14 protein-coding genes and 1 riboswitch are annotated in these 14,290 nt (G+C 43.8%); of the genes, 6 read left to right on the plus strand and 8 right to left on the minus strand.

The window, feature by feature from the left end; translation table 11 throughout:
- The first annotated feature begins 1 nt into the window (after window position 1).
- The 4 genes from pgmB (at window position 2) to AB5706_RS09330 (ending at window position 5,069) form a co-directional block, all read left to right on the plus strand.
- Window positions 2–637 (plus strand): beta-phosphoglucomutase, encoded by a 636-nt coding sequence (gene pgmB / locus AB5706_RS09315; protein ID WP_173717891.1) that lies wholly within the window; start codon window positions 2–4, stop codon window positions 635–637.
- 2 nt (window positions 638–639) lie between these two features.
- Complete coding sequence (locus AB5706_RS09320) at window positions 640–804, plus strand: hypothetical protein (protein WP_173717892.1); 165 nt, start codon at window positions 640–642, stop codon at window positions 802–804.
- A gap of 296 nt (window positions 805–1,100) precedes the next feature.
- The gene (hisC, locus tag AB5706_RS09325; RefSeq protein ID WP_368366015.1) at window positions 1,101–2,165 is read left to right on the plus strand and encodes a histidinol-phosphate transaminase; all 1,065 of its coding nucleotides are present in this window, start codon (window positions 1,101–1,103) and stop codon (window positions 2,163–2,165) included.
- Between the two features lie 111 nt (window positions 2,166–2,276).
- On the plus strand, window positions 2,277–5,069 hold the full coding sequence (locus AB5706_RS09330) for a C1 family peptidase (RefSeq protein WP_368366016.1): 2,793 nt from the start codon (window positions 2,277–2,279) through the stop codon (window positions 5,067–5,069).
- Between the two features lie 131 nt (window positions 5,070–5,200).
- Here AB5706_RS09330 and AB5706_RS09335 read toward each other — a convergent pair whose 3' ends face one another.
- The 8 genes from AB5706_RS09335 to AB5706_RS09370 all read right to left on the minus strand — a co-directional run bounded on the left by AB5706_RS09335 (window position 5,201) and on the right by AB5706_RS09370 (window position 11,150).
- Window positions 5,201–6,271 carry a type IV pilus twitching motility protein PilT gene (locus AB5706_RS09335; protein ID WP_173717895.1) on the minus strand — a complete coding sequence of 357 codons (1,071 nt, stop codon included), beginning with the start codon at window positions 6,269–6,271 and terminating at the stop codon, window positions 5,201–5,203.
- A gap of 4 nt (window positions 6,272–6,275) precedes the next feature.
- Window positions 6,276–6,914: a hypothetical protein gene (locus AB5706_RS23100; RefSeq protein ID WP_472515478.1), complete on the minus strand. Its 639-nt coding sequence runs from the start codon at window positions 6,912–6,914 to the stop codon at window positions 6,276–6,278.
- On the minus strand, window positions 6,911–7,372 hold the full coding sequence (locus AB5706_RS09345; protein WP_118584200.1) for a hypothetical protein: 462 nt from the start codon (window positions 7,370–7,372) through the stop codon (window positions 6,911–6,913). The genes AB5706_RS23100 and AB5706_RS09345 overlap by 4 nt, the downstream gene beginning before the upstream one ends.
- Before the next feature lie 60 nt (window positions 7,373–7,432).
- A complete protein-coding gene (locus tag AB5706_RS09350; protein WP_368366017.1) occupies window positions 7,433–7,921 on the minus strand; it encodes a DUF4860 domain-containing protein in 489 nt (162 codons plus the stop codon).
- The gene (locus AB5706_RS09355; RefSeq protein ID WP_118584198.1) at window positions 7,918–8,268 is read right to left on the minus strand and encodes a hypothetical protein; all 351 of its coding nucleotides are present in this window, start codon (window positions 8,266–8,268) and stop codon (window positions 7,918–7,920) included. The genes AB5706_RS09350 and AB5706_RS09355 overlap by 4 nt, the downstream gene beginning before the upstream one ends.
- Before the next feature lie 21 nt (window positions 8,269–8,289).
- The gene (locus tag AB5706_RS09360) at window positions 8,290–9,333 is read right to left on the minus strand and encodes a type II secretion system F family protein (protein WP_173736027.1); all 1,044 of its coding nucleotides are present in this window, start codon (window positions 9,331–9,333) and stop codon (window positions 8,290–8,292) included.
- Window positions 9,334–9,408: 75 nt separating this feature from the next.
- Entirely contained in the window at window positions 9,409–10,341 is a 933-nt protein-coding gene (locus AB5706_RS09365; RefSeq protein WP_173736026.1) for a transglutaminase-like domain-containing protein, read from the minus strand.
- Between the two features lie 35 nt (window positions 10,342–10,376).
- The gene (locus AB5706_RS09370) at window positions 10,377–11,150 is read right to left on the minus strand and encodes a GntR family transcriptional regulator (RefSeq protein WP_148461064.1); all 774 of its coding nucleotides are present in this window, start codon (window positions 11,148–11,150) and stop codon (window positions 10,377–10,379) included.
- Window positions 11,151–11,540: 390 nt separating this feature from the next.
- Here AB5706_RS09370 and AB5706_RS09375 point away from each other — a divergent pair, with 390 nt between their 5' ends.
- Together AB5706_RS09375 and AB5706_RS09380 are read left to right on the plus strand one after the other, a co-directional pair.
- Window positions 11,541–12,368: a glycosyl hydrolase family 28 protein gene (locus AB5706_RS09375; protein ID WP_195391894.1), complete on the plus strand. Its 828-nt coding sequence runs from the start codon at window positions 11,541–11,543 to the stop codon at window positions 12,366–12,368.
- A 68-nt stretch (window positions 12,369–12,436) separates the two neighbouring features.
- A riboswitch (cyclic di-GMP riboswitch) is annotated at window positions 12,437–12,520 on the plus strand.
- A 170-nt stretch (window positions 12,521–12,690) separates the two neighbouring features.
- A complete protein-coding gene (locus AB5706_RS09380) occupies window positions 12,691–13,707 on the plus strand; it encodes an anthrax toxin lethal factor-related metalloendopeptidase (protein WP_368366018.1) in 1,017 nt (338 codons plus the stop codon).
- Window positions 13,708–14,290 lie beyond the last annotated feature (583 nt).

The raw sequence follows: 14,290 nt of genomic DNA on the forward strand, positions 1-14,290 counted from the left end.
TATGAAAGCTTTTATATTTGATTTAGATGGTGTTATTGTTTTCACTGACAAATTTCACTATCAGGCGTGGAAAAAGATGGCGGATGAAATGGGAATTTATTTTGATGAGACCATAAATAACCGTCTTCGCGGTGTGAGCAGATCGGAGAGCCTGGAAATTATTCTGGAGAGATATGAAGGACCGGCTCTTTCCAAGGAGAAAAAAGCAGAACTGATGGAGAGTAAGAACAATACTTACAGAGAGCTTCTGGCATCCATGACACCGGCTGATGTGACGGAAGATGTAAGAAGAACTCTTGCGGAATTACATAACAGGGGGTATAAGCTGGCACTTGGCTCTTCCAGTAAGAACGCAAAATTTATCCTGGAAAAGGTTCAACTGTTGGATGCATTTGATGCGATCTCCGATGGAACGAATATTACCAAGTCCAAACCGGATCCGGAAGTATTTTTGAGAGCAGCAGAGTTCCTTGGAGAAAAGCCTGAGGATTGTTATGTGGTGGAAGATGCTTATGCTGGAATTGACGCAGCGAAGAGCGCGGGAATGCAGGCTGTGGGAATTGGGATTGCAGCTGGATATGCGGCTGCTGATGTGAAGATTCAGAGTTTTGGAGAGCTCCTGACACTGGGAGCCTGAAAATGAATGAGAAAACCTCCAATTTTGGAAATGCTGATGTTTCCATAATTGGAGGTTTTTTGCTAAACCGCGTTTCCCAGTTTTTGAAAAAAAGCTGGTTTTTCCCACTTTTCGTCTATGATATTTGCAGAACAGGTGAAAAAACAATTATTGTCTTTGATTGGTGAAATGGCTACCGTTCCATGGCTGTTTTCCAAAAATACTTCTTTTGGAAACTTGGGCATTTTTGTTTCATGAATTCAATGCTTCTTTTACTCTTGAGAAAAAATACAATGGCTATCAATTATTAGTTTGTGATGGCTCAGATTTAAACATCGCTTGCAATCCCGAAGACAAAGATACCTAATTTGACAAACTCCAAGGAAAAAAGTAAAATACTAATAACTATGCAGAAACATGCATACTACAGATTTTTTCAAAAAGAAATTATAATAAAAATACGAAGAAGCGAGGATGGACCGAAATGAATACATGGGAAGCAAACATTCGTAAAGTAGTACCTTATACACCCGGCGAGCAGCCCAATCAGCCGGACATGATCAAGCTGAACACAAACGAGAACCCATATCCCCCTGCACCAGGCGTGGAGAAAGCATTACACGGGATTCAGCCAGATACCCTCCGCCTTTATCCGGACCCTACAGCTGGCGACCTGGTACACGCAATTGCCTGTAACTATGGGCTGAAAGACGAACAGGTTTTTGTAGGTGTTGGCTCAGATGATGTACTTGCCATGAGCTTCCTCACCTTCTTTAACTCAGATAAACCGATCCTTTTTCCCGATATCACCTATTCTTTCTATGACGTATGGGCGGATCTTTTCAGAATCCCATATGAATGTAAAGCTCTCGATGAGAACTTCTGTATCCGCAAAGAAGATTACTTCGGAGAAAACGGTGGAATTATTTTTCCGAACCCCAATGCACCTACAGGAGTGGAGCTGCCCCTCGGTGACATCGAGGAGATTCTCTTACACAACCGGGACGTCATTGTGATCGTAGATGAAGCATATGTAGATTTCGGAGCGAAATCAGCACTGGAGCTTATAGAGAAATATGACAATCTCCTGGTAGTTCAGACCTTCTCCAAATCCCGTTCCATGGCTGGAATGCGTATCGGCTTTGCGTGCGGCCATCCACAGCTGATCAGTTTTCTGAACGATGTAAAATATTCCTTCAATTCCTACACTATGGATCGTACCACTCTTGCAACCGGTGTGGCAGCTATCCAGGATAAGGCATATTTTACAGAAACCTGTGAGAAGATTATTGCTACCAGAGAATGGGCGAAGAAAGAACTGGCTGCCCTTGGTTTCACATTCCCGGATTCTAAGACCAACTTTATCTTTGCTTCTCACAAAAGCTGTCCGGCCAAAGAAATTTTTGAGGCCCTTCGTCAGGAGCATATTTATGTAAGATACTTCCCGAAGCCGAGGATTGACAATCATTTGCGGATCACGGTAGGGACTCAGGAAGAAATGGAGAAATTAATACATTTTCTGGAAAAATATCTAAAAAATCATAAATAAGTGAAAAATATCTGTTTGAACGAAAATTCTGTTCTGGTGATTTTTTAATACGCTCTGGAGCCTGTGTGAAAAATACTCCGGAACAGGAAGCTCAGAACGACAGGAGTAAATATGAAATATAAGAAATTATTGAAAAAAGCAGCTGTAAGTCTGTTACTTGCCCAGTCCCTGATTTTTACAGGCTTGCCTATTCAGGCAGCAGATATTGCCGGGCAGAGTATGGTCTGGACGGAAAGTGTGGAAATGGAAAGCGCAGGAGACGCTGCATCAGCTGTGTCGTCGGATGCGATGACTGCGGAGGAGTTTTATGTGCAGGATGATTTTTCAGCAGGTGATGATCAGTCAGGGAGCGGAAGCACTTTAGCTGATGACAGCCAGGCTAGCAATGGAAGTGTAGAAGACGGTGACAGTCAGGCTGGCAATGGAAGTGCAGAAGGCGATGACAGCCAGGCTGGCAATGGAAGTACGGAAGACGATGCCGGTCAGTCAGGCAATGCCAGCTTCACAGGCATGACAGATGGAAATCCCTCCCAATCGGAAGACCTGTCAGACGGTTTCTCAGATGGTGGTACTGATGAACTTCAGGAACAAGATTTTGGCTTTGGCAGCATGGATCCGGATTCTGCCGAAGAAGAGAAAAATGAAGACGATCTGACCGATGCGGAGATTGAGGCTCAGCTGGAGCCGATCCGTGAGCTGCAGCCCTTAAGCTATGTAGACCCGCCAGCTGGCAATGGAAACGGTGATACAGGAAGCGTAGGTGCTGCCAGAGCTGCGTCTTATCCTGCGAAATACGATCCCCGAAGCAGTCTTTCCATCCCGGTGAGAAATCAAAAGCCTTCTAATATGTGCTGGGCATACACATTGGCTGCCAACCTGGAAATCTCATTTTTGCAGGCAGGAGCTGGGCTGTTTGATCTGTCAGAAGAACATCTGGCATATTTCTTTGCCCACCGAATGAACGATCCTCTTGGAAATACAGCTAATGACAAAAACGAGGTTCTTCATTCCTACAGAGAGGGAGGCAATCAGACTCTTGCTGCTATTTTTCTGAGTACGTGGAGTGGTATGGCACTGGAGTCACAGATTCCTTATGAGACAAATGCAGATCATACCCTGGACTCTGACAAGGTGCCGTCCTCCCAAATGGCATACCAGACCACAGCATATCTGGAAAATGCGGCGTTTTCCTCTTATTCTGTAAATAACATTAAAAGTCTGATATCAGAATATGGATCTGTTTCCATGTCCTTTGGAATGTATGATACCTATTATAATCCGTATACGTATGCATACAGCTACCCGGGAAGTGCAGGCGTGAATCATGCAGTAACCCTGATTGGCTGGGATGACAATTATTCCAGGGAAAATTTCAATTCTGCCAGCAATGTTACTTCAAACGGGGCATGGATTGCCAGAAACAGCTGGGGAGATGACTGGGGAGAAGCCGGTTATTTTTATATTTCCTATGAGAATAAATGTAATTACAATATTGTAGCAGCAGAAGCCACCACCAGTCCGAAGTACCGGAACAACTATTTCTATGACGGTTCCAGTGCACTGAGCAAGCTGAAGCTGTATCCTTCCGGCAGCAGTGGGATTTCCTCCATTGCCAATGTTTTTCAGGCGAAAGCCGGAAATGGGAATGGAGAAGCCCTTGGAGAAGTGGTTCTGGCTACTTACACTGACGGAGGAAGCTACAGCATTCAGATTTATACAAATCTGAAGGATAAGAGCAATCCGGTAAGCGGAACTCCGGCCTATGCCAATCCGGTTACTTTTTATCAGGAACATGCCGGTATTTCCACAGTGGAAGTGCCAGAGGTAAATCTGATGAATGGAACTCTTTATTCGGTAGTGATCACCAATATCGGTTCAGATACGGTGGAATACCTGTGCGAGACCAACAGTGCCTATGACTGGGTAGAATTTCAGGCAGGTCTGGAGGAGAATCAGAGCTTCTGTTACCATGAAAAAAATGGCTGGAGTGATTTTTTCAAAACAAGTCCAAGTGCCTGTGTAAGAATAAAAGCTCACACAAGAACATTGAGCAACGCAGTGAATGTAACCAGACCCGCTTCGTTCCAGGCAGCAGCCAGAGCCTATAACCAGATCAGTCTGACCTGGAGTAAAGCAGCCGGAGTTTCCGGATATCAGATCTATAGAAAAATCTCCGGCGGAGAGTATCAGAAGGTGGAGACAGCCTCCTGGTCGGATACTTCCTGGACAGATACGAAGGTTCAGCCGGGAATTACGTATACATACAAGATCCGTGCGTACAGTATGGTGAACGGTACTGCAAAATATTCCGATTATACCGCGGAAGCTGCGGCTAAGACAATGCTTGCCACTCCGTCTGTGTCGGTGAAGGTTTCTTCCGGACTTTACAATACAGTAAACTGGAATAAGATTTCCGGTGCAGCAGGCTATGTGGTTTACAGGAAAACATCCTCTGGAAAATGGACGAAGCTTGCAAACATAAAGAAAGCAGCTACTACATCCTACAAAGATAAAAAGATAAAATCAACTACCGTTTATGAGTATACAGTAAGAGCTTATTGTACTGTGGATAAGAAAACAGTGGCAAGCAGTTACAAGTCCAGTGGAAAGTATAAATCAGCACCCTCCAGGCAGACGGTCTCATCGGTTTCCAATACGAAGAAAGGTCTGAAATTAAAGTGGAAGGCACAGAAGAAGTGTGATGGCTATTACATTTACAAGAAGACCGGAAGCGGAAAATATAAGCTGGCCGCTACTATTAAGAAGGGGAAAACTTCCACCTGGACAGACAAGAAGGTGAAAAAAGGAAAGAAGTACCGTTATTATGTGCGTGCTTATGTAAAAGAGCCAAATGGTGTTGTAAAGGGAAAGTATAAAGCATCGGCGGCAGTTACAAGAAAGTAGGAAATCAATTACAGAAAAGAAATAGAATTTACAGTAAAGCATTGTGGAATAGAAGATAGTCTGCACATAGTAAAAACTATAAGGTTTTTTGCAGCAGGACAACCTTCGGATATTAAAAAAACGGAAGCCCATTACATGAGCTTCCGTTTTAACATTTCTGGATTAGATGAATATTTAAGTGCAGTTTCTTTTGTGATCTGGCGGTTTCGATAAAGCTCCAGCAGGCTGTTATCCATGGATTTCATGTCTGCCTGGGAGGAAGAGGCGATCACACCGTCAATCTGATAAATTTTGTTGTCGCGGATCATATTTCGAATGGCAGGGGTAAGCCTCATGATCTCAAAAACCGGAATATTGTGCCCATTCACATCCGGCACCAGCTGTTGGGAAATAACAGTCTGCAGAACCATGGAAAGCTGAATGGCAATCTGATGCTGCTGGCTGGGCTCGAAAACATCCATAATACGGCTGATGGTATTGGCAGCTCCGGTAGTATGAAGGCTGGAAAGAATCAGATGTCCGGTTTCAGCAGCAGTCATGGCAGTCTGGATAGTCTCGTGGTCACGCATTTCTCCAAGAAGGATCACATCCGGGCTCTGACGCAGGGTGGCACGCAGGGAAACTAGATAATTGGCAGTATCCGTACAGATCTCGCGCTGGCTGACAATGCATTTGTCATGTCGGTGCAGGTATTCCAAAGGGTCTTCCAGCGTGATGATATGTCCTTCACGGCTGTGATTGATCTTGTCGATGATACAAGCCATGGTGGTGGATTTTCCGCTTCCGGCAGGACCTGTGATCAGAACCATTCCCTTGGTAAGATCAGCTGCTTCCATAACAGCTGGAGGAATGTGCAGATCCTGCGGATCAGGCAGATTAAATGCAATAATACGGATGACAGCGGCAAGAGAACCACGCTGCCGGTATGTATTTACACGAAATCTTGAGAGACCAGGGATAGCCATGGAAAAGTCATCGTCACCGGTTTCCAGCATAGGTTCTATATTCCGGTCGTGAGCAAGCTTGTAAATGATCCGGATAAATTCATCTGTCTCCGGAGGCATGAGCCGTTCTTCAAAACCATCCAGTGTACAGAGCTTTCCGTCAATTTTTACAGAAAGGGGACGACCGGCAATAATAAATATATCAGAGGCTTTTTTCTGAGTGGCAAGCTCCAGAAAAGCCTTTACTTTTTCTTCCATAAAATTATTCTCCTTTGTAGACAGACTGGCTGTTGTCCGGATTCCAGTCTGCAGTTACAACCGTATTCCAGGAGAGGATCCCGGCGATATTGCTGCTGGTCATGTCCAATCCTGCATTAATGGTATCAGAGGCAGCGTTATCAGAAGCAGCGTTATCAGAGACAACGTTATCAGAAGCAGCGTTATCAGAGGCAACATTATCAGAGGCAACGTTATCAAAGGCAGCGGTAGCAGAAGCAGTGGAATCAGCTGTACAGTCAGTCCAGAATACAACAATTTTCACAGCCAGACTCTGGGTGTCGGAAAATGCTTTCACATATTCAGCAGTATGTTCCTCTGAATCCCATTCTACGTTCTCCTGTGAGTTCAGATAATCGGAGACGAGCTGGTAATATGCAGTCTCTGTTTTTGCCTGCGTCTGAAATCCCTCCAATGTCTGAACCAGCTCTGAGTAAAAATCAGCTGCCTCACTGCAGGCATTATAATAGGCTGAGGTCTGCTCCAGAGAAAGGCTGCTGGCGCGCAGATCCTGCCTGGAAGTACCATAGCCAAGCAAGGACAGGATCACCAGCATAAGTACTCCGAAGATTAGAAAAAGGGAAGGAATTCCAGTTGCGGAAAAAAGATGATTCTTTTCTTTCATGAATCTGTTTCCTCCTTTGTGGAAAAAACTGGAAAGCGAATTGTTTGTGTATAAAGACTGGTTTCCTCATTTGCATTCTGGAGTTTTTCAAAAGTGACCTGAATTTCTTTGACCTTGTCAGAAGCAGAGCAGACAAGCCTCATTTTATAAACCGCGCTTTCTTCGGAAGTATTCTGCCAGTGCTTGTCAAAATAATAGCAAATACTGTCCTGATCTGCAACTCCATCTGGCATCAGTGCCAGAAAATTTTGGACAGTGCCGTCAGTTCCTTCCAGAATTTCACCGGCACTGGTGATAAGCTCCTGGATATGAGAGTCCTCCCGGGCATGTACCCTTGCCATGTAGGAAGCCGCAAACAGTCTTACGCAGACACCGCAGGTCAGTCCCAGAAAAAGAAGGACAAATATCATTTCCATAAGAAAAAGCCCGGATTTGGAATGGGTAGTGATTTTTTTCATAAAAACTTCCTTTCAGCACATCATTCAGAAGTGACCAGCCCCAAATCAGGAGCCTACGAATCAGGCAGGAGCCCCTGGATGAAGCAGAAAACTGGAACAATGTCCATCTGTGTCCGTTAATGTGATTCTGTAAAAAGTGTTTTCTAAAGCGTCAATCTGGAAATCCTGAAGCTGTGCAAGGTTGGTCCCCATAGAAAGATCGGCCTGGGAATCCGATGCTGTAAAAAGCTCTTTTAAATGACTGCCATCAAAATAAATGTAAGTGCAGTAATCTTTCCCCTCAATAGCTTCCTGAAAGCAAAGAACCTGTGTTCCCTGAAGCTCTGTAAGGGAGGTCATTCCGGGAATATCGTGCTGACGAAACTTGGTAGTGATGTAAGAGGCTGCCGTATAAAGATTGTTATTAGTGTCCAGGCTTTTTACAGAGGCCTGATAGTTTCCGGCACCAAAAAGCATCAGAAATAGAAGAAACAGCGCATACATTGCAAAAAGCAGCAGGGCTGCCAGTGAATCAATGCTGTGGTTCTTCCGGGTAAATCTGGAATTCATCTGGCACCTCCTTTTCTGGCATTTACCGGAAGTACGCTGATCGATGGCAGAAGATTGGATCCGTTTGGAACATATTCTACCACAAATTTCTCAGAATCATAGGTAATATGGTAATCTGAAAGCAATTCATCCAGGCTCTGAGGGTATTGGCCTGTGAGGGCGTAGGTGCGGATGGCACCTCCTTCAAGTGCCTGCGTTAAAGTAACCTGTTCTTTTTCCAGGGAATCAGTCTGTGTACGTGCAATTCCAAGATAGAAGATCAGGCAGAGGACTGCAGCGAACAGGATTGGAACAATAAAGCGGAAAATCCGCCTGACACGAATGAGTCTGGTTTCAAATATATCCATTTTCACTCTCCCTTACAGTTGTTATGCGATCATTTCAGATAACAGTCCCAGCAGCGGCATCATAACAGAAAGAAGGACCAGTCCTACCAAAATTGAAAGGACGATCACAATAGTAGGCTCCAAAATTGACACAATGTGGGAAACAGAGTCTGTGGATTTCTCTTCATACTGCTCAGCCAGTTTTTCCATTACTTCGTCAGATGCACCAGCCTGAAAACCAAGGGAGATCAGACGAAGCTCCATAGCCTTAAAAAGTCCGGATTCCGTGATGGCTTCTGTAAATCCATATCCTTCCGCGAGCTGCTTCTGAATGGAAGCAAGCTTTTCCCTGATCTCAGTCTGGGTAACCACAGCCCCTGCCAGCTCCACACAAAGCTCAGGGGAAAGTCCGCTTCGGATTCCCAGGGAAATACATTGGCAAAGACGACTGTAATCCAGATTTACCGGAATTTCCTTCATGCCGGGAAAACGGCAGACTATTTTGCGGATCAGTTCCTGCCCCTTTGGGTGAAGAACCAGGAAAAGGATAAAGCCGATCATCGCGGCCAGAAGAACAAGGAAGGCAGTAGAATAGCGGCTAAGTGTTTCGCCGATTCCAAGAAGGGCACCGGAGATCCCGCTCATTTCCAGTCCAAGCTGGCGGAAAACCTGGCGGAAAACCGGGAGAACCTTTACAAGAAGAATTACAATAACCGCAGTCATCATGCCCAGCATAACAAGGGGATAGGCGACTGCACTCTGAATCTGGTCTGTGATCTGAATCTCCTTCGCATAGAAAGCAGACAGACCCTTCATAACCTCATCCAGACAGCCAGTCTCTTCGCCGGTGCGTACATAAGCAGCAGCAGAAGCAGGAAAAGCACCGGATTGCTCCATGGCGTGCGCCAGGGAGCCGGATTCCTCCATGTCTTTATAAAGAAAGGTCAAAATTTCTTTGCCCCGTTCTGTCTGGCTGTCGTCATTTAAGATGGCAAGTCCCTCAATGGCAGACATTCCGGAATGTAATATGATGGAAAACTGTTCACAGAATTGGAACAGCTCCCGATTGTTTAATCTGGTAATCATAGAAAGTCCTCTCTGAAAAAAACATCAGGCAGATTCTGAAAAAATCCATGAATCTGCGAGGAGTTTTTCGTTGTGCTATCGGGTAAACTGCAGCGTATAATTTGCGCTGTCACCGATATAGGAATTGATAAGCTCTTCATCTTCACTGTTGGCGGTAAAGGTTGGATCCATGCGGTTCCATTTCTCCCCGTCATAGGTAATCGCCTGTTCCACCCATCCTTTTCCACGTATGTAAACATCGATCCAGGCATGCTTGATGTCACCTGCATATCCGATCTGAAGCTTACAGGGAATATCCCTGCTTCGCAGCATTGCCGTCATCAAGGCAGCATAATCAAAACAGATTCCCTTTCCGGTAGAGAGGGTTTCGTCTATGTCAGGAAGATATCCTGTCTCAACGGTGGCTGCTTTGTCCTCGTCGTAGGTGACATGCTGGGTTACATACTGGAAAACGGTGTCAATGCTTTCCTGTTCCGTGGCATCCTCTGCCAGAAGAGAAAGAGCCAGCTTGCAGGCTTCTGAGTCCGGGGTAAAATTTACATACTGGTTCGGATACAAAAACGGGAGAAATTCATTCTCCAGGGAAACCTCCAGAGCCTGGGCAAAAAGTGCGGCATACTGACTGCCGTTTACCTGCTCATAACAGGATACCTGGTAGGTGCCGCTTCCACTGGTAAACGGAATGACAGCACTTTCGCCGGAGCTTACAAAATAAGAATAAACAACGCCGTCATCCGCGGAAAGCTGGATATTTTTGGTGGTACCATTGCTGTCACTGACAGCAGTCAGATATCCCTGACTGATATTTGAAATATCCAGTATCAGAGGTGAATATCCTATGGTGTCTGTTCCCGGAGCTTCCGGAACCAGAACCTTCAGCGGGGAAAAAACAGGCGGTTCTTCGCCGGAACCGGAGCTGCTGTTCTGACCGCAGCCTGCAGCTTGGAAAACTATTAGCAGGCAAAATAGAAATAAGCAAAGCAGAAGGGCCGAAATGCGTTTAGACATAGCGCCGCTCCTTTTTATAAGTTGATCATTCATTTTCAAACACGTTCCAGGGATTTTTGAAATTCGGGAAGATCGTACCATGCTGGTGGTTCCTTCATACGAACCACGAAATGGCACAGATCAGGACGGATCCTGGCTTCCAGGTATTCCATAGGACCCAGTGAACAGTGTGCTGTTCTGGTGTTGAAAAAAATAGGAGATCCCGGTTCAATGTTGAGAATCTGTGCATCAAGGAAATCAGCTGAGCTGATGTTGATGTGTTCTTCGCCAGTTTCAAATTTAATTCCGTAGTGCTTCTGAATAAAGTAATAGAGATCTACAAGCTGTTCGCGGTAGGTATCTAAATCCGGGAAAAAATCAATACGGATATAATTTGTCTGAATTATCACAGGCTGTTCATTGGAGGAAACCACTCTTTGAAGGCGGAAGACTTCTGTTCCTTCATTAAGGTCCAACGCACTGGCGACCTGGCTGTTTGCAGGAATACGGTCAATCCAGGTTCCGCTGATGGTCAGGGCGGCATTATCCGGAAACAGAGTGTTTATGTCTATTACGTTATGAAATTTTGAGAAGCTGGTAAGCTCCCGTTCTTTGGGATTGATCACCTGTGTGCCGGCACCCTGCTTTACCTTTATGCGTTTGTCTTTAACCAAAAGGTCAATGGCATGCCGGACCGTCGTACGGCTTACCGAAAACATTTTTCCAAGCTCATCTTCTGTGGGAAGATAGGAACCTATGGGATAAACGTTATTATCTATATCGGATTTTAATTTGTTATAACATTTCTTGTATGCAGGAAGTTTTTCCATAATGTTTCCTTTCAAAATAAGGTTGTTTAGTAACCTATAGTATATATATATCAAACAAATAAGTCAAACAGTAATTGAAAAAACAGAGGGACTTATACAAAATGCATAAAAAAAGCAAAGTATCTTGTCAAATAAAACACTTTACTAAAAAAGAAAAACATTGTATAGTAATGTTTGTAAACATAATTATAAATTTTGAAAATAAATGAAATATAAAGGAGAAACATAATGATGAAAAAATAGGAATTTGTACCGCGAAAGATAAGCGAGAAACCACTGTATGAACTGAAATCAGTGGAAGATATTCCGGTATCAGAGCTGTATCAGGTTAAGATAAACGGAAAGGAACAGTGAGTATATCATACGGAATTTTTTGATTTTGTTTCTTTCTTGGATGAAAATGAAAAGGCAGAGGTAGAAGTTACAGTAAACGAACCATTTCAGAAGGCTGTTATCCGTCCTGCAGCTGCACAGATACCGTTCGAAGAAGAGGGGAACAAAATCAGTATAAGCCTTCCTGCCGGAAAGAGAATTACTCTTGAACTGGACGATAAACTGGAGTCACCACTTTATGTTCTTCCTGGAAAATACATACCGAAGCCTGAGAATGCCACTTATGTATTTGAAAGTGGAAAAGCCTACAATGTGGGATGCCTTCAGCTTAATTCTGACGAAACTGTTTATATAGAGTACGGAGCAGTTGTAAGCGGAAGAATCTATTCCAGAATGGCAGACAGAGTCCGTATTCTGGGAAATGGAATCCTGTATGGAGGAAACTGGCATGCATGGGACGAAAATGGAGCAGAGCAGCTGATCGTTCCTGTATTGGGTGAGAACATTGAAATACGTGGAATCACACTTCTGGATGGTGGTTCCTGGCATATTGTTCCGGTTGCATGTAAAAATGTTCTGATTGAAGACGTAAATGTTCTGGGAAAAGTGATCACAGGAGATGGCGTCGATATAGTCGGATGTGAGAATGTAGTGCTTCGTAATTGCTTTATAAGGGCAAATGATGATTGTATATCTATTAAGGCTGTGGAATTCCAGGATCCGTCAGGCTGCACAGATGTGAGACATATCCTTGTTGAGGATTGCCTGTTCTGGAATGCAGAATTTGGAAACACACTTGAAATCGGATATGAAACCAGGAATGATTATCATGCGTTACGATCCTCTCAGATATTTTTACAGATTTTTTGCTTTCGTACTTTTTAGACGGATTTTTGTAAGTTTTAACAAGGAAATTCCGTTGACAAAAGCAACAGTTTGCTTTATTATATGAAGTGAATAAAAGGCAAACTTGTTGAAAGACAGGGACGCAAAGCCAAGGGTCTAAGGTCTCAGGACTATGACAGCCGGTTGCCGCATTGATATTGATTAGGTAATGTAATATGACAGGAGACGTGGTTCTTCTATTTGTGGCGACCGTTTATTTAATCTGATAAACGGTTTTTTTATTTCCACAAACTGATGGGACTGATAGTTTCCAGATAGCGGCAAGTCAGTTACATTATGGTTCAAGAAAGGTGTGTTATTTATGAAAGGAAAGAAAATAACAGAGTGGCTTGCAAATAAAAAAGTTGTTTCCAGTTGTGCTGCAATAGCATTGGCAGCAGTGATCGGCGGCGTTTCATTATTCTCAGGAGCAGGAGAAACACCTGAATTCCCCAGTTATACAGATCCGATCATGGAGACTTCCATTATAGAAGATGAAACTCCACTGGCTTCCCAGCCGAAGACTACTGTGAAGACTACCTCCAGTACCAAGACAACCAGGAAGACTGTTAAATTAAAAAAGGCTTCCAAGAAGAGCTACACCAAGAAACTGAAAACCAAAACAAAAGTAACCAATAAAACAAATAAATCCGGTAATACAACAGTAGATACCAAAACAACCGTTGTTACCAAAGCAACAGCGAAATACACCAAGAAATCAAAAAAGAAAGTTGTTACATCCAAGATCACAACAACTGTTCAGACAACAACTACACAGCAGGTATCAATTGCCAATGAGACCGCTGTAAGCACTACTTCTTCTGGTACTTCCGTTTCCCAGGCAACTGCAGCAGCAAGCTCTTCACAGAACCAGAGCAAATACGAAGCAAATGTAGCAAGTGTTGCAGGTAAGATGGACAATCGTGTAATTGCAGCATATCAGCAGCTGGGCTTTAAGATTGTTGTTGATCCATCCGTTAACTATTCCGGATATTTTGATGCAAGATCAAGATCTATTACAATGAAGCAGATTGATGATTCTGTTTATCATGAGCTGGGTCATTTCCTCGCATTCATCGCAGGAAATGTAGATAAGACAGCAAGCTTCCAGAGCATTTTTGCAGCTGAGAAGGCAAATGTTACAGCCTTCAATAAAGCCTATGTAACACAGAATGCTTCCGAATATTTTGCAGAATCTGTTAAGGATTACATCTTGAACAATGCTTCCCTGAAGAGCACCAGACCACAGACTTATGCAGCTGTTCAGAATGCATTGAATCAGATTACAGATGCACAGATCGCTAAGATTCAGAAGATTTATGGAGCGTTCTGGAACTAATGATTTTAAAGATGACCGGCACCCGGAGAAATATCTCCGGGTGTTTTACTGTGGATACCACAGGCGCGGGAAAATAGTGTTTTATAAAAAGGTAAGTGACAGATAGTACTTACCTTTTTGTCACCGGGAGAACCGTAATCTTATATATGGCGAGTTGCTGTTCACTGGTAACATTCCGCGAGGTGTTTTTGGTGAACAAAGTTCACAGAAAACCCGAGAATTAAGTTTGGGCAGCAAACGCTACTTCTTGTGCTTGTCACAAGAAGGTTCGTCTTTCTGTGCATCGCGAAGCGTGTTACTGGTCACGGAGTGAACAGTAACTATGTCGAAGAGTCAGGATATGTGTCGACAGAAAATTCTTGCAATGAAAAACCTTAGGTGTGTATAATACAAAACAAAGGTTATCACTTTCTTGCAGGCAGGGATAGATATATTGGGGTCACTGGTCCTAAGTGAACAGTAACATGTATTTGGAATGGATGTAGACACGGCGCCTGAAATGTGTTAAAATAAACTTTAATAAGTTTTTTGAAGGATGTTTTTATAATTCAGTATATAGCTTCTGTCTAATCAGACATTTGTA

This window comes from Ruminococcus sp. RTP21484sp1_RTP21277st1_D2_RTP21277_210401 (genome assembly GCF_040924225.1).
GTDB lineage: Bacteria > Bacillota > Clostridia > Lachnospirales > Lachnospiraceae > Blautia_A > Blautia_A faecis.

Excerpts from the sequence above, each read along its gene's own strand:
- AB5706_RS09345 (WP_118584200.1), bottom strand. The coding sequence starts at position 7,372 with ATGAAAAAAATCACTACCCATTCCAAATCCGGGCTTTTTCTTATGGAA.
- AB5706_RS09350 (WP_368366017.1), bottom strand. The coding sequence starts at position 7,921 with ATGAATTCCAGATTTACCCGGAAGAACCACAGCATTGATTCACTGGCA.
- AB5706_RS09370 (WP_148461064.1), bottom strand. The coding sequence starts at position 11,150 with ATGGAAAAACTTCCTGCATACAAGAAATGTTATAACAAATTAAAATCC.
- AB5706_RS09320 (WP_173717892.1), top strand. The coding sequence starts at position 640 with ATGAATGAGAAAACCTCCAATTTTGGAAATGCTGATGTTTCCATAATT.
- AB5706_RS23100 (WP_472515478.1), bottom strand. The coding sequence starts at position 6,914 with ATGAAAGAAAAGAATCATCTTTTTTCCGCAACTGGAATTCCTTCCCTT.
- hisC (WP_368366015.1), top strand. The coding sequence starts at position 1,101 with ATGAATACATGGGAAGCAAACATTCGTAAAGTAGTACCTTATACACCC.
- AB5706_RS09360 (WP_173736027.1), bottom strand. The coding sequence starts at position 9,333 with ATGATTACCAGATTAAACAATCGGGAGCTGTTCCAATTCTGTGAACAG.
- pgmB (WP_173717891.1), top strand. The coding sequence starts at position 2 with ATGAAAGCTTTTATATTTGATTTAGATGGTGTTATTGTTTTCACTGAC.
- AB5706_RS09335 (WP_173717895.1), bottom strand. The coding sequence starts at position 6,271 with ATGGAAGAAAAAGTAAAGGCTTTTCTGGAGCTTGCCACTCAGAAAAAA.
- AB5706_RS09330 (WP_368366016.1), top strand. The coding sequence starts at position 2,277 with ATGAAATATAAGAAATTATTGAAAAAAGCAGCTGTAAGTCTGTTACTT.
- AB5706_RS09365 (WP_173736026.1), bottom strand. The coding sequence starts at position 10,341 with ATGTCTAAACGCATTTCGGCCCTTCTGCTTTGCTTATTTCTATTTTGC.
- AB5706_RS09380 (WP_368366018.1), top strand. The coding sequence starts at position 12,691 with ATGAAAGGAAAGAAAATAACAGAGTGGCTTGCAAATAAAAAAGTTGTT.
- AB5706_RS09355 (WP_118584198.1), bottom strand. The coding sequence starts at position 8,268 with ATGGATATATTTGAAACCAGACTCATTCGTGTCAGGCGGATTTTCCGC.